The sequence below is a fragment of the Streptomyces sp. DSM 118878 genome, from assembly GCF_052936595.1.
Genome location: NZ_CP193622.1, coordinates 1,373,225 through 1,397,079 on the forward strand (window position 1 = coordinate 1,373,225; position 23,855 = coordinate 1,397,079).

Below are 23,855 nucleotides of genomic sequence, written 5' to 3' on the forward strand. Positions count from 1 at the left end.
CAAGGGATGGGGCGATCAGGAAGCTTCGGGCGGATCTACGCTTCCGCGGTGTTAGCCGCGGGCTAGTCCCTGAACGCCCCATACCCATAGGTCACTCCGTTGTTATTCGCTTACGTCGGCCTGCTGATTGTATTGACCTGTCATTGCACAGGAGGGCCTCCCAGGACGCCGCCTCGGACGGGAATGACAGCCCGGAAAACGATTGTCATGTCCTGTTGATGAGCGGCTCCACCGAAGGCGATGATTCCGTCGTTATCCACCCACCTGGAAACGAACCGTTCGGCTGACGTTCCGTATCCTGTCGCATAGTGCGTGAGCGACGAAACGGACATGGAGTTATGAATGGTGATGCGCGCCTGAATTCCGGTGGAATTAGCCCGCAAGATCTTGTATTTCGTTGTGTATGAGCCAAGGATCGCTGTCGCGACATTCGCGTCGCCGGTAAGGACCGACTTCGCGTCGCTGCCCAACTGCTGCGCCTTGCCGGACGTGCTCTTGCCGCCGATGGAGTTCGGGTCCAGGGAGCCGCTCTTCTTGCCGAGCTCATAGTACCTCTTCGCGATCTCCGCCCTATGGGCCGCGGTGAGATCCGTCATCATGACCTGCAGGGCAACCTTGCTGTCCTCGCCGTACGTCTCGTACCGGTCCAACTTGCCGAGCATGAACTGGCCGACGATCTTCTGGAGACTATCGTTACCTCCGCCGCGCACAGCGTCCTGTGGGTTGCACGCCCGGTCGATTGGATAGGCCCCGCAGTATCGGGCCATCTGGTATTGCGGGCTGGCGACCCCGGGGTGGATGTACGGGAGGAAGATCGGTGCCGGGCCGATGAGCGGGGCCGTGCCGGCGCACGGTGCCATGGGCACCACTCCGCACGGCTTGGCCGCGGGCGCCCACCCCTGAGCTGTTCCTCCGCCTCCACCGCCGCCTCCAGGGAAGTTGCTGTAGGTGGAGCTCCAGGTGGCACCGGACCCGAAGTCTGGTGAAGCGTGGGATTCGATGAAGTCGTTCTGGGCGTTCGAGTCGTCCCCACCACCGTTCTGCATCATCTGGTGGAGGCCGGTGGGGTCGGAGAAGCTCGCCGGGTTGTTCGAGGCGTAGCTGTAGCCGTTTAGGGTTTGGGGCGCGCTGGAGTCGAGTACGGGGTCGACGCTGAGGAACTGGCCGATGGCAGGATCGTATTCGCGGGCTCCGACGTGCGTCAGGCCTGTGGCCTTGTCATCCGTCATGCCGAGGAAGCCCTTGTCGTCGGGCCAGGTACCCACGGCCTTTCCGCGCTCGGCGCCGAACGGGCTCAGGTACCGCTTGCGTACGGCCTGGGTGCTGTCCGCGCCGATGGACAGGCTCTGTGTGCCGTGGTGGTCACCGGCCTGGTAGAACACCTGCTGTTTGCCCGACTCGTTGGAGCGCACCGCGACCGTGGTCCCGCCGACGGTGTAACGGCGTTGGGCCCACGTACCGCCGTCGGCCTTGAGGTGCAGTTCGGTGGCTCCCGCGTACAGGACGCGTTCGCCGCCTTCCGAGGCGCGGATCAGCAGGTTGCCGTCGGCGTCGTACACGTAGTCCGTGTCCTTGCCGCCCTGGGTCAGCTTCGTGAGCTTGCCCTCCTCGGACCATGCCAGGTTCTGGCTGCCCGTCGTACCGGCGGGGCCGGGGCGCGCGGTGGTGTTGCCCGTCTTGTCGTATCCGTAGCGTCGCTCGGGAGCAGCGCAGTCGTCCTTCGTCGTCGTGCCGGTCAGCGTGTGCGGCTGGGCGGTGTCGTAGCAGTACGTCGTGGTGGTGTTGCCGTCGCCGGTGTGGACCGTCTCCCGGGCGCGCTGGCCGGCCTTGTTGTACTCGTAGCTGTTCCAGTAAGGGGCCGGCCCGGCGAGGCTGCCGGCAGCGGCCGGTTCGGAGCACTTCCGCGAGGCCGGAGCCCACGCCTCGGTCATGCGGCGGTGGCCGTCGTAGGAGAAGCACTGGGTCTCGGCGGCTCCAGTCCCGCCCAGGCTGCTGGTGTCAGTGATCGACGTAACGTTGCCGGCGTCGTCCTGGCGGTAGTTGAGGTCCTGGAGCTGGTACGGATGCGTCTGGTCGGTGACGTGGCTGCGGAGCAGCCGGTCGGTGCCCTCCTCGTAGGTGTTCGTGACGTAGGCCTTCTTGTGCTCCTCGGTGTTGGCCGCGCCCAGGGTGAGCTGCTGGATCTGGCCGAGGGCCGAGTAGTCCGTGCCGAGCAGGTAACCGGTGAGGCCGCCGACCTGGGTGACCTGGCCGAGGTCGTCGTAGTTGTAGTCGATGATCTCCGAGGCGAGACCGCCGAGCGCCGGTTCCTTGGTGTTCTGCAAGGTGCCGTCGAGGTTGTAGTAGCTGCTGTACTTCAGCGAGGACGGTTGCCCGGCCTTGACCAAGGGGTCGTCGGCCGGGAGGTCGAGCGTGGTCGCGATCGGGCGGGTCATGCTGTCGTAGTCGGTGACGGTCCGGGTGTAGGCCCGGCCGTTCTTGCCGCCGATGTACCGGGTGGACGAGGTGGGCTGGCCCTTGAGGACCGTGTCGTAGACGCGGGCGGTCAGCTGTTTGGCCTCTGTCTTCTCCCCCGCCCAGGTGTCGGTGGTGCGGCCCAGCGCGTCATAGTCGGTCAGGATCGTCCGGCCTCGCACGTCCGAGGTCTTGACCGCCTGGTCCAGCATGTCGTACTCGGTGGTCGTGGTTCCCTTGTCGGGGTCCTTCGCCGTCACCCGACGCCCGAACAGGTCGTAGGTGTATTCCCACTTGGCGCCGTCCGCACCGGTGATGGACGTCTGCTGGTCGTCCAGTGTGTGGGTGAATTTCGTGCCCACGTAGGAAGCGCCGGGGCCGCCGCCGAAGTCAGGGTCGGCCGGGCTCGGTCCGTCGTACTCGCGGCTCTCCACCGTCCGGCCGCGGGCATCGGTGATGCCGCGGGTGGCTGATCCGCCCTTCAGGGCAGCGGTTGCCGTGGAGTCCCCGGTATAGGTCGTGGCGGTCGACCACTTCTTGACCCCGTACACCAGCAGCGTATCGCTGGTGGGGCGGCCTGCTCCGTCGAACACGGTCTCCTTCTGCTTGGGGGCCTCACCGTACTCGGCACGTGCATAGGTCCCCTCGGGTTTCTTCGTGTTGTCGAAGATGTCCGCGTAGGTCTCGTAGTTGAGGCCCCGTGAGTCGTAGCGGGAGTCAGTCAGCAGGCGGCCACCTTGAGGCGTCGGAGTCTGCGTCTGCAACGGCCGCAGCAGTGCGTCGACGATCTCGTAGGTGGTGGTGTAGCTCTCTCCGTCCTTCTTCAAGGTGGCCGTCGACACCCAGGACTGCTCGGTGTTGCTCAGGTGGTAGGCGAAGGTCCGGTTGGGGCTCTGGACGCCTCGGGCCCGGTTGGGCAGCCAGACCGATGTAGTGCGGCCCACCGCGTCGTACTCAAGCTCGGTCTTCTTCTGGTTGGCGTCGTACGTGCGCAGGGGCAGGCCACGCCGCGCGTCCAGGAAACTGATCGTTCGGTGGCCCTTGGCGTTGGTAGTGGTGGTCTGCGTCAGGGGGCCCGAGCCGGCCGGGGTGTATGCGGTCTTCGTGGTCTCCTGCTTCTTGGCGTCGGTGACGAGGATCGGCCGACCGAGAGCGTCGTGATCAGTGGTGGAGGTTTCCTGCCAAGTGGGAGCGGAGCCCGTGGTGTATCCCTTGGCCCGGCCGGCCCAAGTGACCAGTGCCTTGCCGGGCTTCTGGTCCGTGGACCAGGCGGCATCGTCGTAGGCGATGGCGGTGTCCGATAGCACGTCACCGCGGCGGGAGTCGTCGGCAGGCAGGTCCAGGTCCTTGTCCGCCACCGAACACGCCTTGCCTACGAGACGGGTGCGGGCGGGCAGGTTGACGATCCCTTCGTCGGCGTTGCGCGCGTACCAGGAGGTCGTGCAGGTCTCGTCCCCGGTCTTCGCGTCGTCACCGTTGTCCTGCACGGTGGACGGCATGCCGTAGCTGTCGTAGTCGGTACTGACCGTGCGGGCACGCCACTTGCGGGATGCCGTCAGATAGGTGTGTGTGGTCGCGTTCTTCGTCCGGATGTACCGGGCGACGTGGTCGTCGGAGTCAGGGGCCTTCTGACGGGCGGTCTCCTGTGACCAGGGCGTGTTCACGGTGGCCGAGATCGGCGTGGCGCCGTCGAAGCTGACCTTCTCGCGCAGCTGGCCCGCGTACTGGTCGCCGTCCTTGATGGCGGCGACGCCCAGATCGGGCGAAGAGAGCGGCTCGACGCCCACCGACTTTTTGGTGCCGTCCTTGTTCCTGTCCCCGTCCATGCCCTGCATGTACAGGGAGACCGTCTTGGAGCGGGTTGTCTTCTCCGCCCCGGTGTAGGACGTCACCTGCCGGTAGCCGCGCCAGTCGGACCAGGTGCGCTCGTCCTTGGGAACGAACGGATCGTCGGCGTGGCGCCAGGCGGCGCCGGAGTAGCTGTAGGCGTGTTCGACGGCTTCGTTCCGCCCTGTGGGGTCGGAGACGGTCACTGCCAAGACGCGGTACTTGTGGAACCAGTCAACACTCGCCTTCTCGGCGCCGTTGATGTTCCAGAACTGCGGGTAGCAGGAGCGTGTGTTGGAGTCCTGCGGGGCGTCGATCACCGCGCTGCGCACACATTCGGGTGCGGACAGGGTGGCCTCGGTGATCGCTCCGGTCTCCGAGGTGATGGTGGACATGCGGGGCCGGGTGAGCGGCAGGATGTCGTCCGTGGCGTCGACGCGGTTCGGGCGCATCTGGTAGGTGAAAGTCACCGGGTCCATGGCGATGTCGGTGCCGCTCTTGCCGGTGCGCTTCAGTGACTGGAGCGTCAGGACGTGGTCGGAGGTGTCGCCGATGTCCCCGCCGTCCAGGAACCTCTGGGTCAGCGTCCAGGTGTCCACCGGCTCGTACTTGGATGACGCGGCGGCCCAGGAGTAGGTGCTGATGCCGGTCAGTCGTTTGCGGCTGAAGAACGAAGGGCCTGCCGAGTCGCAGTCGTCGTCGCCGTCGGAGCAGAGCGCGTCGAAGGGGACGTCGGGCCAGTCGTCCGCCGTGTCCTTGGTCAGCTTGGAGCAGTCCGACGCGGTGCATCGCTCCTTGTGGGAGAATGTCACCTTGGCGTCGGCGTCGTCGGTGAACAGGGCCCCCTTGCGCAGCCCATACTTGATCTCCTTTAGGTAGCCGCCGCGCACGTATGCCGTGTTCGCCGTCTTGGCCTCGTTCTTCTCGTAGTGGTTGGTCTCCTTGGCGTACCAGTAGGTGGCGGCGTTGCCTCGGGTGTCCTCCACGTAGTCGAGGTTCCAGCGCCACGCCTGGGTCTTCGCGCGCTCGCCGAAGGATCCACCGCTGTCGTATCCGGGCTCGTCTGCGTCGTCGCCGAAGACCGGTACGGTCCAAGTCGAGTCCGTGCGTTGGGCACCGGCTCCCGTCAGCTTGTTCTGGCCGAAGACGTACTTGGTCCCCTCGCCGGTGATGACGGTCCAGTACTCGCCGTTGTCGTCGCCGTTGTCCGCGCCGGTGGACCGCGTCACTGTGGAGGCGTTGTCGTTCTGCAGCCGCCAAGTCCCCGCCTTCTTCCCCTCGACCAGGCGGTCCGCCTTGCCGTTCAGGACGAGGCGGGCATTGTCGTACTTCCAGCAGTGGTCGAAGACGTCTGCGTGTCCGTCGTCGTCACAACTGCCGTAGGAGCGTTCGATGTACGACTCCGTGAGCGCGAAGCCCTCGCCGACCGCGGTGCCCTGGTTGTTGGTCGTGGCCGTACGGCCGTCGACACTTCCGGAGTCGTAGGACAGTGCCAGCTTCGGGGTGGGTCCCGCCGCGGCGGGAGGCGCATTGAAGTCGTAGCTCCATGTGAAGGAGCCCGAACTGTTTCCTGCCTGCCACGACGAGGAGGGGTCCAGCTTGGTTGCCGAGTAGTCACCCGCGCCCTTGGGTGACTGGCCCGCGCCGGTGCCAGCGGCGGCCACGGCGAACACGGCTGGGCCCGCGGTCTTCCCGGCCCTCATCAGCTGCGGAGACTTCCCGGCACCGGTGGCTGCGAGCGTCACCTTCGCCGAGACGGTCTGCCCGTGCATGTTGTTGTGCGAGCCCACCGGTGTCTGCTTGCGGCAGGCCGCCTGCTCGGGAGTCGTCAGCACGCAGGAGGGCAGCTGCACGAGGCGCAGCCGTTGTGCCCACCCGCCGCCCAGGGCCGAGGCGAACCCCGAGTAGTCGACCTTCAAGTCGGCCCGTGCAGGGGCGTCGGCTTCGACCGTCAGCAGCACTCCCGTGACACCCGCGCCGACAGTGTTCTTCTGGTCCAGCACGGTGAGGCGCGCCTCAACGTCCTTGTCCGGTACCTGGGACCCCTTCGAGCTCTTGGCCTGCGTCGCGGCAGTCGGCCGCATGGTGACCGGAACGCCGCCTGGTGAGGCTTTGCCCGTCTTCCCGGGTACGAGCTCGACGGTCGCCTCGTCCTGCCCCGGCCAGGCGCTCCTCCGTTCCGCCTTGGCCCGCCGGGCCTGGGCGTCGTTGGTCTTCTTCTCGTCGGCGGCCTTCTGCCGGGCCTTCTTCGCGCCCAGTGAGGTGACTTCATCCACCTTGCTGACCCGCTGTCCCGGGAGGTCAGGTCTGCCGAGCCCGTCGGCTCGCACCGCCTCCGGTGCCATACCGAGCAGAGGTACGGTCAGGCCCACCACCAGAGCCGGTACCAGCAGCCTGAATCCCGGATATCGCCAGGCACTTCTACGTGGTCCTGGCATGCCTATGCCAAATGTCATCGTCTTACGCCCCCACCCAGTTCACATAAGAATGTCGCCGAGGTCATCAGCGCGGCAGCGCACACGGCTGCCCGTGCGGGCGGTGTGGATCCCCACACCGCCCGCGGCCGTCTGCGGGTCAGTCGCCCACGACGGTCTCGATCTGCTCAGGGCTGGCCATGGCCCCCGACCACACCCGTACCTCCGCCAGCCTGGCGGGCAGATAGTGCTTCCAGCCCCCCGAGACGAATCCCCGGCCGACCGCGAAGTCGCCCTCACCGATCCGGGCGCTGAACGCCTTGTCGTCACCGTTCTGGTTGTGACCGAGGAAGAGCCGGATCTTCCCCTCCTGGGCGTCGAAAACACCGGTCAGCCTGACGTGGCCGTCCAACTCCGCTTCCTCGTCGGAGACGACGGAGGAGAAGGTGCCGTCCGTGTCGTGCCGACCGAAGTGCCACATCCCGACCGGGACGGTCTTCTCGTCCCCGATCTCCTCGTCCAGCACGGTCTTTTTTCCGGTCACCTGGTACCAAAAGCCCCACGCGGACCCGTCCTTGGTGCGCTGGCCCAGGACCTGACCGGTGTAACCGTTGGCCTTGGAGGCGAGCTTGTCCCCGTCCAGAGCCACCGAAGTGGTCACGGAGAAGGAGCCCGTGTCGTCCACCAGCGGGCCTGTCGCCGCGGCGAAATCGTCGGTGCCGTCCAGGACGACCGTCTCGCCGTCCAGAGAGGCGCCTCCCGACAGCTTCAGCTCCTTGCCGTACCCGGAGGTCGTGTCCGGGACGGAGGTGCCGCTGCCCTGCTCGGCCTTCCAGTCGGCCACCAGTTCCGCGCCCGCGAAGTTTGCGGACGTCAGCAGACGCGCGTCGTCCCCGACTTCCTTGTCCGTCAGCGTCCGCTGCCAGACCTGCACCTCGTCGATGGAGCCGTCGAATTGGTCCACGGCCTTGCCGCTCCACGTCCCCCGGCCGATGTGCAGGACACCTTCCGCCGACCACGGGGTGCCGGCGTCGGCCTCGGACTGCAGTGTGCCGTTGACGTACAGCCGCACCTTGTTGCCGTCCGCTGCGTAGCTGGCCGCCACATGCGTCCAGACTCCTTTGGCGCCGCGCTGCTTGGCACGGGCCTTGTTCCACTTGTAACCGCTGGAAGCGTCCTTGGAGAGCATGCGCAGGCTCCAGTCACCGAGTCCGTCGGCGTTGTAGGACACATAGAACGGGCTGTAGTCGCCGCCGTCCTGGCTGAGGACGGTCTGTGTCCCTGTGGCCTCCGGGTCCAGGCGGGCCCAGGCCGAGACCGTGTACGAGGACCTGGTCTCGACTACCCGCCCGGACGTGGCCGCGTATCCACTGGAGCCGTTGAGGCTGAGGCCCCGGTCGGTGAGCGGCCGCTCCAGGAGATTTCCCTGGGCATCGTGTGTGATCACGCCACGACGGCCACGGTCGTCGCGCACGGCCTCGCCCTGCAGCGTGGCGTCGTGGCGGGCGGATCCCCCGGCCGTCGCCGAGTCCTTGGCCGCGCCGTCCGTCTCGGCGAAGTGCCACCTGCCGGTCGGCCCTTCGCCGCCGGCGACGAGGAAGTCCAGCACGTTCTGTGCGCCCCATCGGCCCACGTTGTCCTTGCCTCGAGCGTAGAGGCGACGCGTGCCGGAACTGTCCGGGGTGAACGAGCCCTTCCAGCCGATCACGAATTCGGAGCGCTCGGGCAATGAAGCACACATGTCATTGGAGATACCGCCCCTGCAGACCTTCTTCGCGCTCTGCCATGCGCCTGTGGAACTGAGCCGGTACTGATAAGCGACGTTGTTGTTGTCCCCCGTCGCCGCCCCGAACGTGAAGGACGCCTCCTTGCCCGGGCCTCCGTGCGCCGCGCACGACTCGGGCGTGCACGGGGTGTAGGGGGAGCCGAGCGTGAGGGTCGGCGCCTTCGGTGCCGTCGGGTCGACCTTGAAGTAGCACCAGCCCGTCGTTGTGGCGTTCGACGGCCCAGAGAGGTAGCTCTCGCCCCCGTTGTAGTACGACTGCACCCATGCGCGGTAGCGGTACAGCTTGCCCTCTGCCAGCTTCGACCAGGACATCACCACCTTTTTGCCATCCCCGACATACCCGGTGGAGGGACGTTCGCTGCCGTTGCCCGCGAGAGTGTCCGACCACGTGTCGTCACTGTTCCGTTGGTCGATGTCGAAGGCCACGCGCAGCTGCGCGTCCTCCTCGCCGCCCTTCTTCGTCTGGGCGGTCGCATGGAGGAGGGGCGTGGGGTCCGACATGACGGCCGGGTCCGCACTGCTCTTCTCACACACCGTTCCCGAACCGGACAGCAGCCCGACACCCGTCGGCTTGTCCGGTATGCCCACGAACTGCACGGACAGGACCGCATCGTTCTTGAACCGCTTCCAAGCCGAAGGATCGGACTCATCCTGCGCCCTGATCTGGAGAGTGAGCCGCTTGAACTTGCCCGCCGCGAAGTTTCGTACCGTCGAGGTGAGGTTCTCGTTCGGTTCGTCCGCGTTGTCGTTGAACTCGATTGGAGCCTGCGGAGAGTCCGGATCGCACAGTGATCCCCGGCCCGCCGACACCTTCCGGTCTCCCATCCAGTCCAGTTGGTCGGGGCGCGACGACCAGGCGGTCGAGGAGGAGATGTCGCCCGTGCGGACCAGGTCCACCCAGCGAGGGTCGCACTGGAACGCCCAGGGTTCGGTCACCCGGAACGTCGCGTCCAGAACCTTCTTGCCCTTCAGGTTGGCGGGCGAGAACTCGTAGTACAGCCGCTGCACATAGCCGGGGCCGCAGTAGTAGCGCTGCCACGTGCCGCACTTGCCCGCACCTTCGCCCTGGCCGTCGCTGCCGTTGCCCCAGCCGTAGGACTCGTAGCCGTCGCTGCGCAGCAGGGTCCGTTCCGATTCTCCCCAGGTCACCGTCGGGTCGATGTACAGGGGGAAGTCGGAGTTTTCGGTGTCCGCCAGCATCTTGGCATCCGGAAGCACCGCGAGCGAGTCCTTGGACACCTCCACATCCATGCGGGCCACGGTGTCTCCCTGCTTGGGCTCACCCCCCGCTCCGGAGGTCTCCGCGGGGTCGCCCGACGCCGGGGTCTCCTCCGCTCGCACGGCGCTCTTGGCGCTCTTCCGTGCCGACTGCACCCCGCCCCCAGGAACGGTGGCGCCGCCGGCCGAGTCCCACATACGCGCAGGTGGGGCTCGGAACACCGTCTTGCCGTCCGGGTCCACGGCGGTGAGATTACTCGCTTTTCCTTCACGAACCGTCAGCCCGTGGGCTTCGAGTCCGAAATCCAGCTTCTTGAGTGCGGCGTTCTTCGCGGCCTGCGGTGTCTTCACGATCAGCAGGTGCTGAAAGCTCTCTGGTGTCGCCGTCACCTTCAGGTCCACGTCCGGAAGCACCTCGCGGTAGACCGCGCTCGCCCCATGCAACTCGGGTACGGGCAGCTTTCCCGGCCAGGACAGTCCCAGAGAGCGCCCTCGGTCCGTGATCCGCGCCAAGGGTTCCCTGTCGCCGCCACCAGAGAACGACATCTGCGCCGCGGCTGCCCGCGGCTCCACCGTTCCGTCCGCGCGTGTACGCAGTGTCGCGTCCGGATCGACCCAGTCGCCCTCCTGCTTCGCCCGCACGGGAACCGTCGACTGCTCAAGGGTGAAGGAGAAGCCATCCGGGTTCGCGAAGACCGTCGAGTACTCCGACCGTTCCCCGTCGACCTCGACCCTTTTTCCGGACTGCACGGCCTGTGACAGCGCCCGCTGCCCCTCCGTCAGCTCGGTTCCTTCGCCCCCATCGGCGGCGTCGGCCACCGCCATCGGTGCTACGAGCGTCGACGCAAGCAACCCCGCCAGTGCGGTGCCGGCAACTCCGGCAACCGAACGACGTACCCCTCTCCCACGTCTCTTGTCGACACGACTTCTCCATATTGTGAACACAACCCCGCCCCCAGAGTCACAAGAAGATCAAAAATCTCGCAGATTCAACGCCTTTGTAGGGACCCCGTCAAGCGTTGGCAATGTTTCAGCCATGCGCACACGTGCCTGCGGCCTGCTACCTACGCGCTTCAACCCCTCAGTGAGCAGGCGTAGTTGGCGCGCACACGCCAACATTCGTACTGGACTTCGTTGAGTGTCGATCCCGCCATAGTCCTCAGCAGCGCCGACTGGCCGGGGGCCCAAGAGTGTCAGGCACGCGGCCAGGGCGGACTTAAGGTCTGGGTGTTGAGTGGCTTTCGGAAGCGGATTCGCGGCAAGACCTCCACGCACACGGTCCGGGTCACCATCAAGCCGCACACCTCCGACGGGGGAGAGGCGTTGCCGGGCAGTGACTGCCCGGCGGCATCCGGTGTTCTTTGGGTGATCTTGAACCGCTGGAAACAGTGAGCGTTTTCAGCGTGGCTACTGATCGGGTGACGGGGCGGTGCGGGATCTGAACCTTCCCCTTGATCATGGACACCTGGAGACTGGGATCCTGAGGTTCCAGAGGAAGTAGCACCAGGTGGGAAGCAAGTACACGAAGCGGTACACCGAAGAGTTCAAACGGGACACGATCGCGCTCGTCGACTCCACGGGCAAGACAGTCACCGCCGTCGCCCGGGAACTTGGCATCAGCTCGTAGTCCCTGCGCGGCTGGTTCCGCCAGGCCAAGGCTGACCGGGGCGAAGGCGCTCCGGGTGAGCTCACGAGCGCTGAGCGCGAGGAGCTAAAGCGGCTGCGTCGGCAGAACGCCGAGCAGGCCAAGACGATCGAGGTCCTGCGAAAAGCCGCGGTCTTCTTCGCGAAGGAGAGCGATCGGTGAACGAGACGTACGCGTTCATCGAGGCGGAGAAGATCACCCACGGCGTCGCTTTCCTGTGCCGCCTGTTGACGGTGGCCCGCTCCTCCTTCTACGCCTGGCTCGCCGCGGCGAAAACTCGGACCGCCCGGCGGGCCGCCGATCAAGCCCTGGTGCACGAAATCACCGTGATCCATGTCGGCTCGCGCCAGACCTATGGCGTCCCGCGCGTCCATGCCGAGCTGCGGCGTCTGGGACGGCGAGTGAACCGCAAACGGGTCGCCCGCCTCATGCGCGAGCACGGCATCCAGGGCGTCACCCGCCGCAAGCGCCGTTCGCTGACCCGGCCGGACAAGAAGGCCAGGCCGGCCCCGGACCTCATCGGCCGCGACTTCCACGCCGATGCGCCCGGCACGAAGCTGGTCGGCGACATCACCGCGCTGCCGACCGCCGAGGGCTGGTTCTACCTCGCTTGCTGGCTGGACCTGGCCACGCGCGAGGTCGTCGGCTACTCGATGGCCGATCATCATCGCGCCGACCTCGTCGTCGATGCGCTGAGGATGGCCGCGGGCCGTGGCCGTCTCCGGCCGGGCTGCATAGCACATTCGGACCGTGGCAGCGAATACACGAGCAGCCAATTCCGCTGTGCGATAGGCGAGTTGCGCCTCCGGCAAAGCTGCGGCCGCACGGGATCTTGCTTCGACAATGCCGCTGCGGAGAATTTCTGGGCCCTGCTCAAAGAAGAGATCGGCACCCGCGTCTGGCCCGACCGGGCCATCGCCCGAGCCCAGGTCTTCGACTTCATCGAGACGTTCTACAACCGCCATCGGCTACGCAAGCACAAGGTCTTCGGCTACCTCACGCCAGCCGAGACCCGGCGGCGCCACCAACCCGACCTCGCGGCATAAAGATCGAATGTCCAAGATCACGGGGAAGCTTCACCTCCGGCTTGCCCCACGGCAGCTCCACTCACACCGGCGGGAAGGCTTTGACGTGATGCTTCAGCTCCTCGGCAACCGAGGAGGGCATGTCGACGACACGGGTCTTCGCGCCCTTCGGCAGGGTGAAGTACAGCCTGCCTTTGACCGCCTGGACTTGGCGTCGGACATGAATCACGCCTTTCGCATAGTCGATGTCTTCCGGGCTCAACCCGAACACCTCGCCCTGACGGAGGCCGGGCGTGGTTCTCCGGTCGGCTCATTGGCCAAGGACGGCCTCCCTGGCTGCACGGCACCAGATGGACTGTTGGCGGACGGTGAAGCCCATCCGGTTCCAGTGGAAGAGGACGTGGCGGGCGAGGATGCCACGCTTACCGAGGCTGAGCGCTCCGCTATCCGCGGCTTCTTCCAGGGCTCGGCCGCTGCGCTCCAGCCCTTCGGCCCAGTCGCGTACGTGGGCGAGGGCGCCGGAGTCGAGAGGGTGGGCATCGGTCAGCAGGAGACGTCGCATGGGTTCGACCAAGGTGCTGACCTGCTCTGGGGTCACGTTCTCCGTGAGCGGGCGGCGCTCCTCGACCTTCCCCCACACGTCACCCTGTTCGCCGTACTCCAGCCGTGCGGCGCGCATCAACAGAGACATGGCCAGGAGAGACGTTGTCCTGGCGTCGGGTCTCCCGGGTAGGTTCTGGGCTGCGGCGCGGAAGTAGTCGAGTACGCCGGTGCTGTCGGTGTGGAACAACTCGTGCGCGAGCGTCATCCCGACCGGCCCGCCGAAGGCTACGGTCTCTGGTTCGTATGGGGCGGGTCTCCAGTCCTCGGCCACTCCCCAGGAGACGGAATTGTCGAGTGCTTCGGTGACGTGTGTGACGGCCTTCTCGGGGTCGGTGCCCGCGGCGGGAAAGTAGCGCAGCCGCCAGTGCGGATGCTTGCGCACGAACCACCAGGAGCCGACCGGTCCGGCAAGCAGGGCGGGAGCGATGTAGGCGCGGAAGGCGCGTTCCGCAGTCGCATAGTCGGCGAAGCGGATGTTGACCTGTCGCCAGTCGCCGGGCTGAGCGTTGAGTGCGCCCCGGCCTGCGGACCGGTACCTCTCGATCGCCTCGGCGAGGCGGTCCGGCGCAGTGCCAGCAGCGCGGGCGGCTTCCTCAACGGAGGCCGCGTCGCTGAGGACGGCCAGGACAGCGTTCTCAACACGGTCGACGTCGTACGGCACGGTTGTTCCTCTCACGTCAGCAGAAGGCAGGTGTCCCAGTGGCCCGTGGGTGCGATGCCTGATTCGGCGTCCTGGAAGGCGAGAGCGGCGCCGACCTTCCCGGTGAGGAACCCTGTCTCGTCGGGGGCATCCACGGTCAGGACCCTGTCGGTGATGAGGCCGATCCGTTCACCGAAGGCCGGAGCTTCGGCGTCTTGGGCAACACGCTGCACCGTTCGGAGAAGGCCGCCGAAACCGTGGCACAGGCCGCGGTCGGCAACTCGATCGAGCTGGTCGGGGTCGCTCAGGCAGTGCAGAAGGGCGCGTTCGGCCATCCGCTTCCGATCGCCGTCTTCGAGCACGATGCCGGCGAGCTGTTGGGCACGAGCCAGACCCGGGGTGCCGTAACACCACGAAGGCGTGGCTGGCTGAGCAGGCGCGGCTCCGCGGTGACTGACCCACCGCGGCCACCGGGTTCCGCGGAAGTCGCTCTGCCGTGTCTGATCGAGCCACCGACAGATACGCAGCATGGCTTCCCGGTGGCCATCCACGCTGACACCCGCGCGCAGCGCGAGGGCGAGAAGGGCGAGAGGGCCGGTGATGCCGTGCGTCAGCCCCGCGTTCGCGTGTCCACCAGGAATGGTCATCATGCTGCTGGTCGGTGCATGGCCGACCCACCAGCCGGGCAAGGTTTCCCCCGCCGCGTCGGTGACGGGCTCGGTCAGGCGTACCAGGTACTCCAGGATGCCCTTCAGCTCCGCACCGCGTGGCTGGCGGCGCAGGAGCAGCGCGCCGATCCCAGTCAGGCCGCGGAGCAGGTCGTACTCGGCGAAGGCGGGACGGCGACCGGCGTCGATGCGTGCGTGCGCGGCGGTGAGGCGCTGCCGGGTGTGCGCGGCCACGACCCCGTCGAGTGTGTGCAGCGCGCCCGCGTAGCGATCGGTGCCGTCAGCGGCAAGGTGGAGGACGAGTGCCATAGCGGGTGCGCCGAGGAAGAGGTTGGCGTCCCGGCCGTCGATCAGTGGTCCGACGCCCGCCAGGGCCCGGTGCACCTCGCTCCAGTCTCCGGCGCCACGGCGAGCCCGCTCGATGTGCAGCAGAGTGGCGCCCAGGGGGCCGTGGGCGAGCGACTGCCGGGAGGGCAGGGTGCTGTTGGGGGACGGTGGGGCGGTAGTCACCGCGCGGCTCCTTCAGGGCGGACGGTCCAGGACAGGGCTGCGGCGCGGGCCATGCGCCGGCAAAGGGCTTCGGCGTTGGGGGCGATGCCCGCGACGCGGTTGTGGTGCATGTGCAGCAGGGATGGCAGGACGCTGGACGGATCGCGCCCCGCGGTGGCGAGTGCCTGGCGGTAGTGGACGAGGGCTTGCCGCCGGTGCTGCCAGGTGCTCAGGACGGCGTCGCCTCCCGGGAGGTCGGCCAGGACCGGGCCTGCGTCGTCGTTGTCGGTGAGCCGGAGCACGAGGGCCTGTGTGGACCGTGGGGCCGTCGCGCCATCGCTGCGCAGAAGGTGCTGGATCAGCCAAGTGCGTCCTTCGGCGGGGGAGCCGAGGAGGCCGGTGGCGATGTCCACGTACGAGGTCGCCGTGATGGCCGGATGCAGGTCGGTGGGAAGGTCGAGGCGCATCTGAGCCAGTGCCGCCATCGAGTCAGCGGCGAAGTAGCGTTCGGCGGCCTCCAGGGTAGGGCCGATGCCGTAACGGCCGGACTCGGGAAGGTAGGTGTCCCACTGCACGCGCTGAATCAGGCCCTCCTCGCGCAGTGCGTCTGCCCAGCGGGCAACCTCGAAGGCCGCCTCCGCGAAGTCGGCGGGCCGAGGGAGGGCCAGACGGATGCGGAGATGCGGGTCGGGGTCGGCGTACCTGACGAACCACGCCCCCGGTTCGGACAGGTCCGCGATCAGCTCTGCGGACAGTTCTTGGCGGTAGAAGGTCTTCCTGAACGCGGCCGTCACGTCCTCCAGGAGACGCGGCAGGTGTGTGGACAGGACCTCGTCGGCACGGGCAGTGCTGCCGTACAGCTTCAGGTATGCGGTGTCGGCGAACCCCGGTGTATGGCCATCGTCGCGCTGGACGATCACGTGCCCGGCAGGGGCGGGGTCGGCCGGCTGGTCGGCGGCGAAGGACATGGTCACCTGATGAGCGCGGCCGATCCAGCCGTAAGCGTTCTCCTCGGGCGCTTCGTGCAGGGCAAGAACGAGTTGGTGGTCCAGTTCGGCGCGGAGCAGATCGAGGTGAGCGGGAAGGTCAAGGTCGAGGCGGAGCTTTTGGTCGCCGGAGCTGACGTAGACGGTGCGCGGGACGCCGTACCGGATGCGCCAGTTGGTGAAGTCATCCACCCAGTGCTCGGAGGCGGAGAGGTCACGGGCGCGCAGCCTCCAGCACGCCGCCGACAAGATGGTGCGGCCGTAGCGGACCTCCGGAAGGAACGGCAACCGATCTGCGGCGCCCCAGACGAAGGGGGCAAGGACGGAGGTGTGGGAGCGGTGCACCTCGCTGAGGAACCGCACCAGGGGGTGCGTCGCGGTGCTCAGTTCGACGGCGCTCATCACGGAAGGTTCGAGGCACTGCCCGGAGGAGAGGGAGACGAGGTAGAGGCGCCCGGCGTCGGCGACGACCCCTAGGTCGTCCAGGTCGAGGGTGGTACCGGAGTTGTGCTCGCCGACAGCCATCGACTCCAGGGTGACGAGGGGCGTCCGCCCGACGTTGTAGATCCGGTGGCGCAGCGGGGGTGCGGAGATTTGAACGCGCGCTGCGCCTTCGGTCAGGGTGGGCAGGGCGGCGTACTCGGCCGCCATCCGAGCTTGGTCAGCGGCCTCCAGCATCGGCAGGAAGCGGCCTGTGAGCGTGCCGGCCGCGAGGGACAGACCGGCAGTACAGAGGGTGAAGCGGCCCTCGGTCAGCGCGCGGGTGGAGTGTGCGAGCACGCTGAAGCACAGTTCGACGTGGGCGGGGACTGCTGTTGGCGCCCCGAGGGACAGGGCCTCTATGTCCTCCTCGGTGAGGATGATTTCTCGCCGGTCAGTGAGGGCAGCGTCCTGTGCGAGGGCGAGAAGGTGTTCGTCGCGGGGCGTTGTGGCGAGGACAGGGCGGGGGAGAACGGTGCCGCGGTAGCCGACGGGGAAGCCCAGGCCGGTGTCGGGGTCGGTGAGTTCGCGGACGGGGACGACGGTGCCCATGCTGTAGCGCTCCAGGAACCGTGTCCGGTAGTCCCGCCAGGAGGGGGAGCCGTGAGGGTAGGGGGTGATCTTGGCCATCAGGTGAAGGGCGCGTTCCGCCTCGTGAGCGACTGCGTGGGGCAGGATGACGTCGGCGTCCGGGCGGACATTGACCATGAGGGTGGGAGGCATAGCAGTGGGCAGTTCTCCCATCGCCTCGATGGCCTTGTCCCGTAGGCCCGGCTGTTCGGCGGGGTGAGCGCGGTCGTGGCAGTCAAGCACCCGGTGGACTGCACGTAGACGGGCGGTGGTCGGTACGTCGGCACCAGTTTCATCGAGCCGTGCGACCAGGTGGCCCAGGGCGTCGGGGCAGGTCATCGGCGGCTGGAGTTCGGTGAGCAGGACCCGGTGCGCGACGAGCCTGCGCACCATGTGCTCGATGGCGACTCTCGGGGCGTCGGGGTACTCGATGCCGAGCTTGGCCACCAGGACATGGGCCGTGATCGGGGAGCGGGCCAGCTTCAGCGCGGCTTCGGCGGCCGAGGTTCGTCGGAGACTGGTGTCGGTCGGCCCGTCCTTGCCGGGTTGGTTCATGACGAAGATGCGGGAGCCCCGCACGACATGGGTGGGGTCGGCGATCACTGTCAGGTACCGCAGGACGGCCACGTCGTGTTCCAGCGCGGTGGTGATGTCGTGCAGCCAGGAAGCATCGGCGCGCGCGAAGGCCCGATTCGTAGGGCCCCAGTGGACGTGTGCTTCCCGTCCGATGTGTGCGACGGCCGGTCCGGCGAACAGTCCGAATGGCGTCGCACGGTATTGCATCCTCAGCAGGTAGCGGGCTAGGGACCGGCCGGTCCGGTGGATGCGGGAGGCCTTGGCGGTTCCCTCGATCACCTCCTGGACGGCGGAGGCAAGCAACGGTGAGGCGAGACTGATGGCCTCGGCTCGGGGAGCGTCCGCCCAGACCTGTTTCATCCATGCGCGGATTTGCGCGATGCCGGCGTCCGGCCCTGGCCATGAGGGGGTGGGCGAGGCGAGCGGGAACACCGATGCCCTCATCATGCTCGCGTCAATTCGACGGTACATCCGCACTCCTTCAGATCGCGGCGCCCCGGGGACGGGCGTCGGATGAACACCCGCCCCCGAGTCCCTTCAACAGGTGGTGATGCCGCGGGTCAGCCGCTGACGCAGGTGCTGTTCGAGCAGGCCGAATCGCAGGTCGCGGTGCAGCCGTCGCCGGTGTCGTTCAGCAGCGCGCCGATGACGGGGGCCGAGGACACTGTCTCGATGTTGAGGTCGAAGTCCCCACCGTCGGAACCGAAGTTCGTTGCCGCCTTCAGCACGGTGCCCGAGCTGATGATCTGCTGTACCATCTCGCTCTCCTCCTCAGAGGTTGTAGGGATATGCGCTGTGCTACCTGGCCTTGGCCACTCACGTGACTACGGCCAGGTGATCGTGACCCGCGAGTGCCGTCGCTCGATGCGCCGGCCACCGGCAGGAAGGCGGTCATCCGGCGTGCCCGCCGGGTAGACCTCGATGTGCGCATGGTCGCCGCGGTGGTCGCGGTCCCAGGTGCGGATCTCCTCGACCAGACGCTCGGCAAGCTGCTGCCCGTGCGGGCCGTGCCCGATGACGCCGAGCTCGTAGCGGTCCTCTTGGTCTGTGGCCCGTACGGTGCGGTAGGCGAAGCTGTCGCCCTCCACGAGCGTGGGGATGCCGAGAGGCGAGGCTGAGGCCACCAGTCCCCGCTTACGTGCACCGGGTTGCGCGGCCAGCAGGGGCAGGTTGTCCAGCGCGGTGGTCAGCCACAGGTCGAGGTGTTCGTTGGACTCACTGCCACCAAGGGTCACGCCGGTCCACTGCTTGCTCCTCGGCATCTTCAGGGCCTCGGTGAGGGCGGCGGTGTTCGGCTCAGGGTGCCCGTCCACGCGCAGTCCCACCGCCGCGTCCTTCTCCTCGTGCAGGACCGCGAGCCGCGCCCGGTTCTCTCCGGCGCCCCGCATCGGCACAAAGCCGCACAGCTCGACCCCGTCGCTCACAAGTCGGTCGCCGTCGCGGACGAAGGCCACCGTGCGCGTCAAGCCGCGCATCCGGAGCGGGACGACGAGGCGTCCGCCCTCCTTGAGCTGAGCCACCCAGGCCGGCGGGATGTCGGCGGCCTGGACCGTGACGATGATCCGGTCGAACGGGGCGTGGTCGGGGGCACCGTATTCCGCATCGGCGGTGAGGACGGTGACGTTGCGGTAGCCGTTCTCCTTCAGGAACGCACTAGCGCGGCTGGTCACCTCCGGATCGATGTCCATGGTGACTACGCGGCCGTCCACGCCCACCACCTCGGCAAGGAGTGCGGCGTTGGGACCGCCGGACCCGATCTCCAGCACGGACATACCCGGCGCGATGTCGCCCTGCTCCATCTGCATGGCCTGGACGCGAGGCGCGGACACCGAGCTGACGTCCACCCCGTGCTCGTCGGTCTTGGTGATCGTCGCGGCCTCGGCGTTGTACGTCGAGGCCATGTCCACCTCCGGCGTAGCCAGGTGCCTGCGGACGGTACGGAACGCGGCCACGACACGGGTGCTGCGGGCCGCTCCGACTTCGATCAGCCTCTCTACCAGGGCGTCGCGCAACTGCTGTTCCGACAGAGCCTCTTGAGCATCGGTGCTGGCCGTCACGCCGGGGACGTTATCCACGCGGATTCTCCTCCTCGGCGAGTTCGCCGAGCTTGGTTGAGCGGTTTCCAGGGGCCGGCGAGGGGCTGCGCGGGCTCGGGTCAGGGTCGAGGCGAAGCCCCACGCCGGGGTGGTAACCGCTCGGCGATCCGGTCCGTCACATCCGGACCGCCGAGCGGCGTCTAGGCGGCGACTGCCAGGTCGTCCAGATCGACGACCTGGTAGTCGCGAAGCTCCCGCACGAGCTGGGAGGCCAGGAACATGCCTATCTGGGGATGGCTGTAGGGCAGCGGCTCGTCGTCACCAGCCAGCGCCTGGAGCCCGTGCGCGCCGACCGAGTAAGGCGTGCCCATGACGCCGTACAACGGGTACCGAGTGGCGCGAAGCGCAACGTAGCCTCTGACCCGCAGCCGCTTGCAGCGGACAGCCGACAGCCGGGCGTGAGGAAGGCACAGCGGCGGGTGCGCGGTCCGTAGCGGGCCGCTGAGCGGGTGTGGGGAGGGAATCATGAAGAGCATCCCGTCCTTGCGTGGCAACGTGGTGGTGCATACCTGGCAACGCAGCAGCCCCATCATGACCCGCTGGCGGACAGGGTGGACCAGCTTCCACCGCGGTTCGCCGACGGGCTGTCCGAACGTGCCCATGGACATCGAGTACCGCGCATATAGAACACCTTGCTGGTCCCGGTCCGCCGGGCTCTCATCCACATAGCAGAGCTGTTCGCGTCCGCGCGGTCCGGGGAGCGCCCGCAGGTTGGCGAGGATATCTGCCTCTTCGCCTTCACGGGCGGTGATGTACGGGATCACGCGCGACGGCGCGGGGGCAGTCGTCATGCCGCGCTCCGGGCGAGGGGACGGCGCGGGTCGACGACCTCGCCATTGGGCAGCAACTCGCCGGTGTCCTCGAAGAGCAGCACCCCGTTGCACAGCAGGCTCCAGCCCTGTTCGGGGTGGGCCGCCCGGGGCCGGGCGGCCTCTCGGTCGGAAGCCTCGGCCGTGGGACACGGCGGGGTGTGCACGCACATGTTACTCGTCGTCCTCTCGGGAGTGCGGTGTGGAAGTTGAGCCCTCTTCGGCGGCTACAAAGCCGCGGGGGAACACGGCGGAGGCCGCCGAAGAGGGTGTCTGTGGGCTTCTCCGTACGAACGCGGAGATGGCGGCCTCGCTGTAGCCGTAGAAGCGGCCACGGACCTCATCGCCCTCCCAGCACTCGGGAGCGGGGTCGCCCCACTCGACCGTGTGGCAGGTGTCGCGGTACGGAGAGAAGCTGACGCGCAAGTCCGGGAAGCCGGGCTGTTTCGCGAGGAGGCTGCGCGCCGCCATCGCTAGCGTCAGTAGGTCGAAGGACATGTATCCGCCGCAGCGCGGTCCGCCGACAGGTATGGCGAGCAGCGGCGCCCGGAAAACGCGGACCGCAACGGCCTCAGCAAGGATCGCGGGCTCGGCGAGGCGGCTTCGGTAGGACTCGTAGTCGTACGCCTCTTCGGCCGGGCAGAGTGAAACGGTAAGGGCACGCGCCGGCGTCGTGGCGGTCAGCATTCAACCAGCCCCTTGACGATGCCCGCTTCCTCCAGGCGTTCGGCGAGCTCCAGGGTGATCCGGCCCAGCTTCCGCAGGAGAATCAGGGCCTGTCGCTCGTCGCAGGGCAACTCTTCGGCACGCAACGTACGTGCTTGTTCGATCAGGTCGGTGATGTCCCGATGCTTCTTGTCGGCGTCGTCACGCAGACCTCGGTTCACGAGCTGCATAAGCGCGCCGCGGAAGCGCTGAGCGAGTTCTTCGGCTTCTTCGTACCCGGGACCAGCGGCCCCCGGTCGGCTGCTGCCGCTGGCACCGGCCGCGTGGTGGCTGACTTCCTCGTTCAGGACGGTGTCCAGGCCGTCATAGACCGAGTCCCAGTCCACAGGCTCCCAATTACGCACTGCGCTCAACAGGTCATGGAGACCCAGCCTGCCGAGCGGCGGCGACCAGGGGTTCGTCGGGACCGTAGGGTCCTTGACGCGGACCGGCATGGTTTTCGGGCTCGTCGTCTCCTCGCGTAATGCGGTGTTCGTCATCAGCACGCCACCAAACTCAGTTCGCACCACGTGGTGGCGCCGTTGTCGCTGACACCGCACGCGCCCTGCCTGCTGCGGGCGATCTCCCGCACGAGCATCAGGCCGCGACCGTGCTCGTCGTCGTCCTCGGGGCACTGAACAGTGGGGCGAGGACCGGCCACGCCGTCATGCACACGGATGCGCAGGACGCCATTGCACACGTCGAGGGTCAGCCGGATATGCCTGCCACCGCTGTGCACGATGGCGTTAGTGATCAGCTCAGAGACAACGAGTGTCGCGTCGTCGGCGACGCAGGTCAGACCGCGGGAGCTGAGACGTTCGCGGGTCACGAGCCTCATGGCGCGGACGCGGGACTCGTCTACGGGAGGGGGGCGCTCGCCCGGGGAGTGCTTGGTGATGGAGAAGCGCTCCTCCAGCAGGCCGTCGGCACGAGTTGCGGTCGGGCGCTGCGACGCCGGGCCGGTCACCGCTCCGTCCCGATCTGTGAGGCCCCGTCTTCCGAGGCGGCCCGGTCGTCAAAAGAAGCGAGCGGGCTCGTCCGACGCTGCTGGCCCGGGACGTGTCGGAGCAGCCCGGCCAAAGCGGGCAACGGTGTGATCGAAGCGTCCGCGAGGTTGCGGCGGCGCTCACGATCTGCGGGAGTTCGTGTGGTCATCGGGTGTCCCCTTCCGCGAACGGGAAGAGGGCACCGAGCCTGCCGTGCAAAGCAACCGCTTCATCGGCAGTCAGGACCAGCGGAATGGTCGCGGGCTCCGTGGCCCCCTCGTGCAGGTCGAGGGGGACCGCGAAGCGACCGGCCTCCGTGTGCGCGACCTCGGCCTCAAGAGCAAGGCGGAGGTGGCGCTTGGCGGGCGGTAAGGGAGCCGCGTCAGCTTCCGTCTGAGCGTGACTTGTCGTCATGACCCGTAAACGTAGGGCCACTTCGAGAGCCCACCCCTGAGAAAAAATCAGGGCTGAGTAACGCTCAGGGTTGGCATATGCCTATGCGGCGAGCCCGATGTGCTTCGCCACCGCACGAAGGTCGTCGCGCCACATCGGCTTCTCGCGCTTCAGAAGGTCGGCCACCGCCTCCCTGACCAGGGGGGAGAACACGATCTCCTCCGGAGACTGCTTCAGCAGCTTGCCGAGAATGTGCACCGTCGCGTAGTCGTCTCGCTGGATGCGGTTGAGGTTCATTACCTCGATCAGGTACCGGGTCCGACGTTCGAGCGGGACCTCTTCGTTGACGAGGACGTGATCGGCGGCGCGGAGTGCTTCGCTGGTGTCGCCCTCCTCCGCCTTCAGGTGCACCTCGTGCATGGCGAAGTTGGTCGGACCGAAGCACGTGTGCCAATGGTTCAGGTCCGCGCCGACCCGGTCCACGGCCTGCTGCGCGCCGTTGTACAAGTCCCACGCCCTCGGGCCCTTAGTGGCGCGTACCGCGGCGACGGCACCTTGCAGGTGTAGTGCGCCGTACGCGGACCAGTGTTCCGCGTTGGAGTCGTCGTGCGGCCGGCACTGGGCGATGGTCTGTTGGGCAAGTTCGTAGCTGTCTTCCACGTCGCCAGCGGAAGTGAGAACGCAGGCCAGGTTCCAGGCCGCAGCTGCGAGGAGGGCCGGGTCACCGGCGTTGTCCGCGAGGGAGAGACCGCGGTCGGCCGCGATACGGGCGAGAGTCGGTTCACCGACGCGGCGAAGCCAAATCTGGTGCAGGCCGTAGAGACTGATGAGCTGCCGGAGGACGGTGCCCTCCTGCTCAGGAGAAGCGTCGCGCAGAGCGGCATGTCCCTGCCGCAACAAGGTGGGCAGCCGCTCGCCGACGTCGCGGTACCGGTCGTCGGCCTGCGTCTCGTAGACCTTCCAGGCGTCCGTAACCGAGGACTCGAAGTCATCGGAGGTGACCGCCCCGATCCGCTGCGGAAGGAGGGAGACGGGCAGCGACAGGGCCTGCCGAATGAGCGGAACGTGCTCGTGCTCCGTGCCCGCCGTAACGATTCCGGACACGTAGCCGCCCGTCAGATCCTCCAGACTGCATCGCAGCTGCTTACTCAGAGCGATCAGGATCGGAAGTCGGTCCAAGGGCATCCGATCATTCTCGATCTTGTAGACCCAGTTCTCTGACCTGCCGATTAGGTCTCCCAGCATCCTTTGGGACAAGCCCCGGCGCTCACGCCACCACTTGATCCGTTGGCCGATGCTGAACAACTCTCCGTCATACACCATGGGTTGTCCGTTCGCAGTAGTGGACAGGGCACTCGTGTCAAGCGTAAGCCCAGGTGCTTCGGGGACGGGCGATACTGGGGGTCTCTCCCTCTGGGGAGGGCACTCAACGGTCCCCCTGTCGCCCTGCGGCCGGGGGACCGCGTACACGTAGGAAAGATCCGC

At 67.3% G+C, this 23,855-nt stretch carries 16 protein-coding genes and 1 pseudogene; 2 read left to right on the top strand and 15 right to left on the bottom strand.

What is annotated here, in order from left to right; genetic code table 11:
• Positions 1-140: 140 nt before the first annotated feature.
• Both ACRAKF_RS05710 and ACRAKF_RS05715 read right to left on the bottom strand, forming a co-directional pair.
• Complete coding sequence (locus ACRAKF_RS05710; protein ID WP_447035758.1) at positions 141-6,626, bottom strand: RHS repeat-associated core domain-containing protein; 6,486 nt, start codon at positions 6,624-6,626, stop codon at positions 141-143.
• A 229-nt stretch (positions 6,627-6,855) separates the two neighbouring features.
• Complete coding sequence (locus ACRAKF_RS05715) at positions 6,856-10,524, bottom strand: LamG-like jellyroll fold domain-containing protein (RefSeq protein WP_447035760.1); 3,669 nt, start codon at positions 10,522-10,524, stop codon at positions 6,856-6,858.
• Between the two features lie 682 nt (positions 10,525-11,206).
• On the opposite strand from ACRAKF_RS05715, the gene ACRAKF_RS05720 reads away from it, so the two are divergent.
• Together ACRAKF_RS05720 and ACRAKF_RS05725 are read left to right on the top strand one after the other, a co-directional pair.
• Complete coding sequence (locus ACRAKF_RS05720) at positions 11,207-11,326, top strand: transposase (protein ID WP_447035762.1); 120 nt, start codon at positions 11,207-11,209, stop codon at positions 11,324-11,326.
• Between the two features lie 152 nt (positions 11,327-11,478).
• Positions 11,479-12,390: pseudogene (locus ACRAKF_RS05725) on the top strand (IS3 family transposase); the annotation flags it as partial.
• Positions 12,391-12,451: 61 nt separating this feature from the next.
• Here the strand turns inward: ACRAKF_RS05725 and ACRAKF_RS05730 are convergent.
• The 13 genes from ACRAKF_RS05730 to ACRAKF_RS05790 all read right to left on the bottom strand — a co-directional run bounded on the left by ACRAKF_RS05730 (position 12,452) and on the right by ACRAKF_RS05790 (position 23,693).
• A complete protein-coding gene (locus ACRAKF_RS05730) occupies positions 12,452-12,631 on the bottom strand; it encodes a hypothetical protein (protein WP_447035763.1) in 180 nt (59 codons plus the stop codon).
• 48 nt (positions 12,632-12,679) lie between these two features.
• Entirely contained in the window at positions 12,680-13,633 is a 954-nt protein-coding gene (locus tag ACRAKF_RS05735; RefSeq protein ID WP_447035765.1) for a thiopeptide-type bacteriocin biosynthesis protein, read from the bottom strand.
• Positions 13,634-13,644: 11 nt separating this feature from the next.
• Positions 13,645-14,790: a lanthionine synthetase C family protein gene (locus ACRAKF_RS05740; RefSeq protein WP_447035766.1), complete on the bottom strand. Its 1,146-nt coding sequence runs from the start codon at positions 14,788-14,790 to the stop codon at positions 13,645-13,647.
• On the bottom strand, positions 14,787-17,852 hold the full coding sequence (locus ACRAKF_RS05745) for a lantibiotic dehydratase (RefSeq protein ID WP_447035767.1): 3,066 nt from the start codon (positions 17,850-17,852) through the stop codon (positions 14,787-14,789). The genes ACRAKF_RS05740 and ACRAKF_RS05745 overlap by 4 nt, the downstream gene beginning before the upstream one ends.
• 89 nt (positions 17,853-17,941) lie before the next feature.
• Positions 17,942-18,139, bottom strand: a complete 198-nt coding sequence (locus ACRAKF_RS05750) for an FxLD family lanthipeptide (protein ID WP_447035768.1) — start codon at positions 18,137-18,139, stop codon at positions 17,942-17,944.
• Between the two features lie 66 nt (positions 18,140-18,205).
• Complete coding sequence (gene fxlM, locus ACRAKF_RS05755; protein WP_447035769.1) at positions 18,206-19,438, bottom strand: methyltransferase, FxLD system; 1,233 nt, start codon at positions 19,436-19,438, stop codon at positions 18,206-18,208.
• A gap of 179 nt (positions 19,439-19,617) precedes the next feature.
• A complete protein-coding gene (locus tag ACRAKF_RS05760; protein ID WP_447035770.1) occupies positions 19,618-20,268 on the bottom strand; it encodes a hypothetical protein in 651 nt (216 codons plus the stop codon).
• Positions 20,265-20,459: a DUF5999 family protein gene (locus ACRAKF_RS05765; RefSeq protein ID WP_447035771.1), complete on the bottom strand. Its 195-nt coding sequence runs from the start codon at positions 20,457-20,459 to the stop codon at positions 20,265-20,267. Before ACRAKF_RS05765 ends, ACRAKF_RS05760 begins: the two co-directional genes overlap by 4 nt.
• A gap of 1 nt (position 20,460) precedes the next feature.
• Entirely contained in the window at positions 20,461-20,973 is a 513-nt protein-coding gene (locus ACRAKF_RS05770; protein ID WP_447035773.1) for a DUF6302 family protein, read from the bottom strand.
• Complete coding sequence (locus ACRAKF_RS05775; protein WP_447035774.1) at positions 20,967-21,491, bottom strand: DUF6415 family natural product biosynthesis protein; 525 nt, start codon at positions 21,489-21,491, stop codon at positions 20,967-20,969. Before ACRAKF_RS05775 ends, ACRAKF_RS05770 begins: the two co-directional genes overlap by 7 nt.
• Positions 21,491-21,958, bottom strand: a complete 468-nt coding sequence (locus ACRAKF_RS05780) for an ATP-binding protein (RefSeq protein WP_447035775.1) — start codon at positions 21,956-21,958, stop codon at positions 21,491-21,493. Before ACRAKF_RS05780 ends, ACRAKF_RS05775 begins: the two co-directional genes overlap by 1 nt.
• Positions 21,959-22,142: 184 nt before the next feature.
• Positions 22,143-22,391, bottom strand: coding sequence for a hypothetical protein (locus tag ACRAKF_RS05785; RefSeq protein WP_447035776.1), 249 nt, complete (start codon positions 22,389-22,391; stop codon positions 22,143-22,145).
• A gap of 81 nt (positions 22,392-22,472) precedes the next feature.
• Positions 22,473-23,693: a helix-turn-helix domain-containing protein gene (locus tag ACRAKF_RS05790; RefSeq protein ID WP_447035777.1), complete on the bottom strand. Its 1,221-nt coding sequence runs from the start codon at positions 23,691-23,693 to the stop codon at positions 22,473-22,475.
• Positions 23,694-23,855 lie beyond the last annotated feature (162 nt).

Coding starts and splice junctions, on each gene's coding strand:
- ACRAKF_RS05760 (WP_447035770.1), bottom strand. CDS start 20,268: ATGACGACTGCCCCCGCGCCGTCGCGCGTGATCCCGTACATCACCGCC.
- ACRAKF_RS05710 (WP_447035758.1), bottom strand. CDS start 6,626: ATGGCACCGGAGGCGGTGCGAGCCGACGGGCTCGGCAGACCTGACCTC.
- ACRAKF_RS05750 (WP_447035768.1), bottom strand. CDS start 18,139: ATGGTACAGCAGATCATCAGCTCGGGCACCGTGCTGAAGGCGGCAACG.
- ACRAKF_RS05715 (WP_447035760.1), bottom strand. CDS start 10,524: ATGGCGGTGGCCGACGCCGCCGATGGGGGCGAAGGAACCGAGCTGACG.
- ACRAKF_RS05790 (WP_447035777.1), bottom strand. CDS start 23,693: ATGGTGTATGACGGAGAGTTGTTCAGCATCGGCCAACGGATCAAGTGG.
- ACRAKF_RS05765 (WP_447035771.1), bottom strand. CDS start 20,459: ATGTGCGTGCACACCCCGCCGTGTCCCACGGCCGAGGCTTCCGACCGA.
- ACRAKF_RS05770 (WP_447035773.1), bottom strand. CDS start 20,973: ATGCTGACCGCCACGACGCCGGCGCGTGCCCTTACCGTTTCACTCTGC.
- ACRAKF_RS05745 (WP_447035767.1), bottom strand. CDS start 17,852: ATGTACCGTCGAATTGACGCGAGCATGATGAGGGCATCGGTGTTCCCG.
- ACRAKF_RS05775 (WP_447035774.1), bottom strand. CDS start 21,491: ATGACGAACACCGCATTACGCGAGGAGACGACGAGCCCGAAAACCATG.
- ACRAKF_RS05785 (WP_447035776.1), bottom strand. CDS start 22,391: ATGACGACAAGTCACGCTCAGACGGAAGCTGACGCGGCTCCCTTACCG.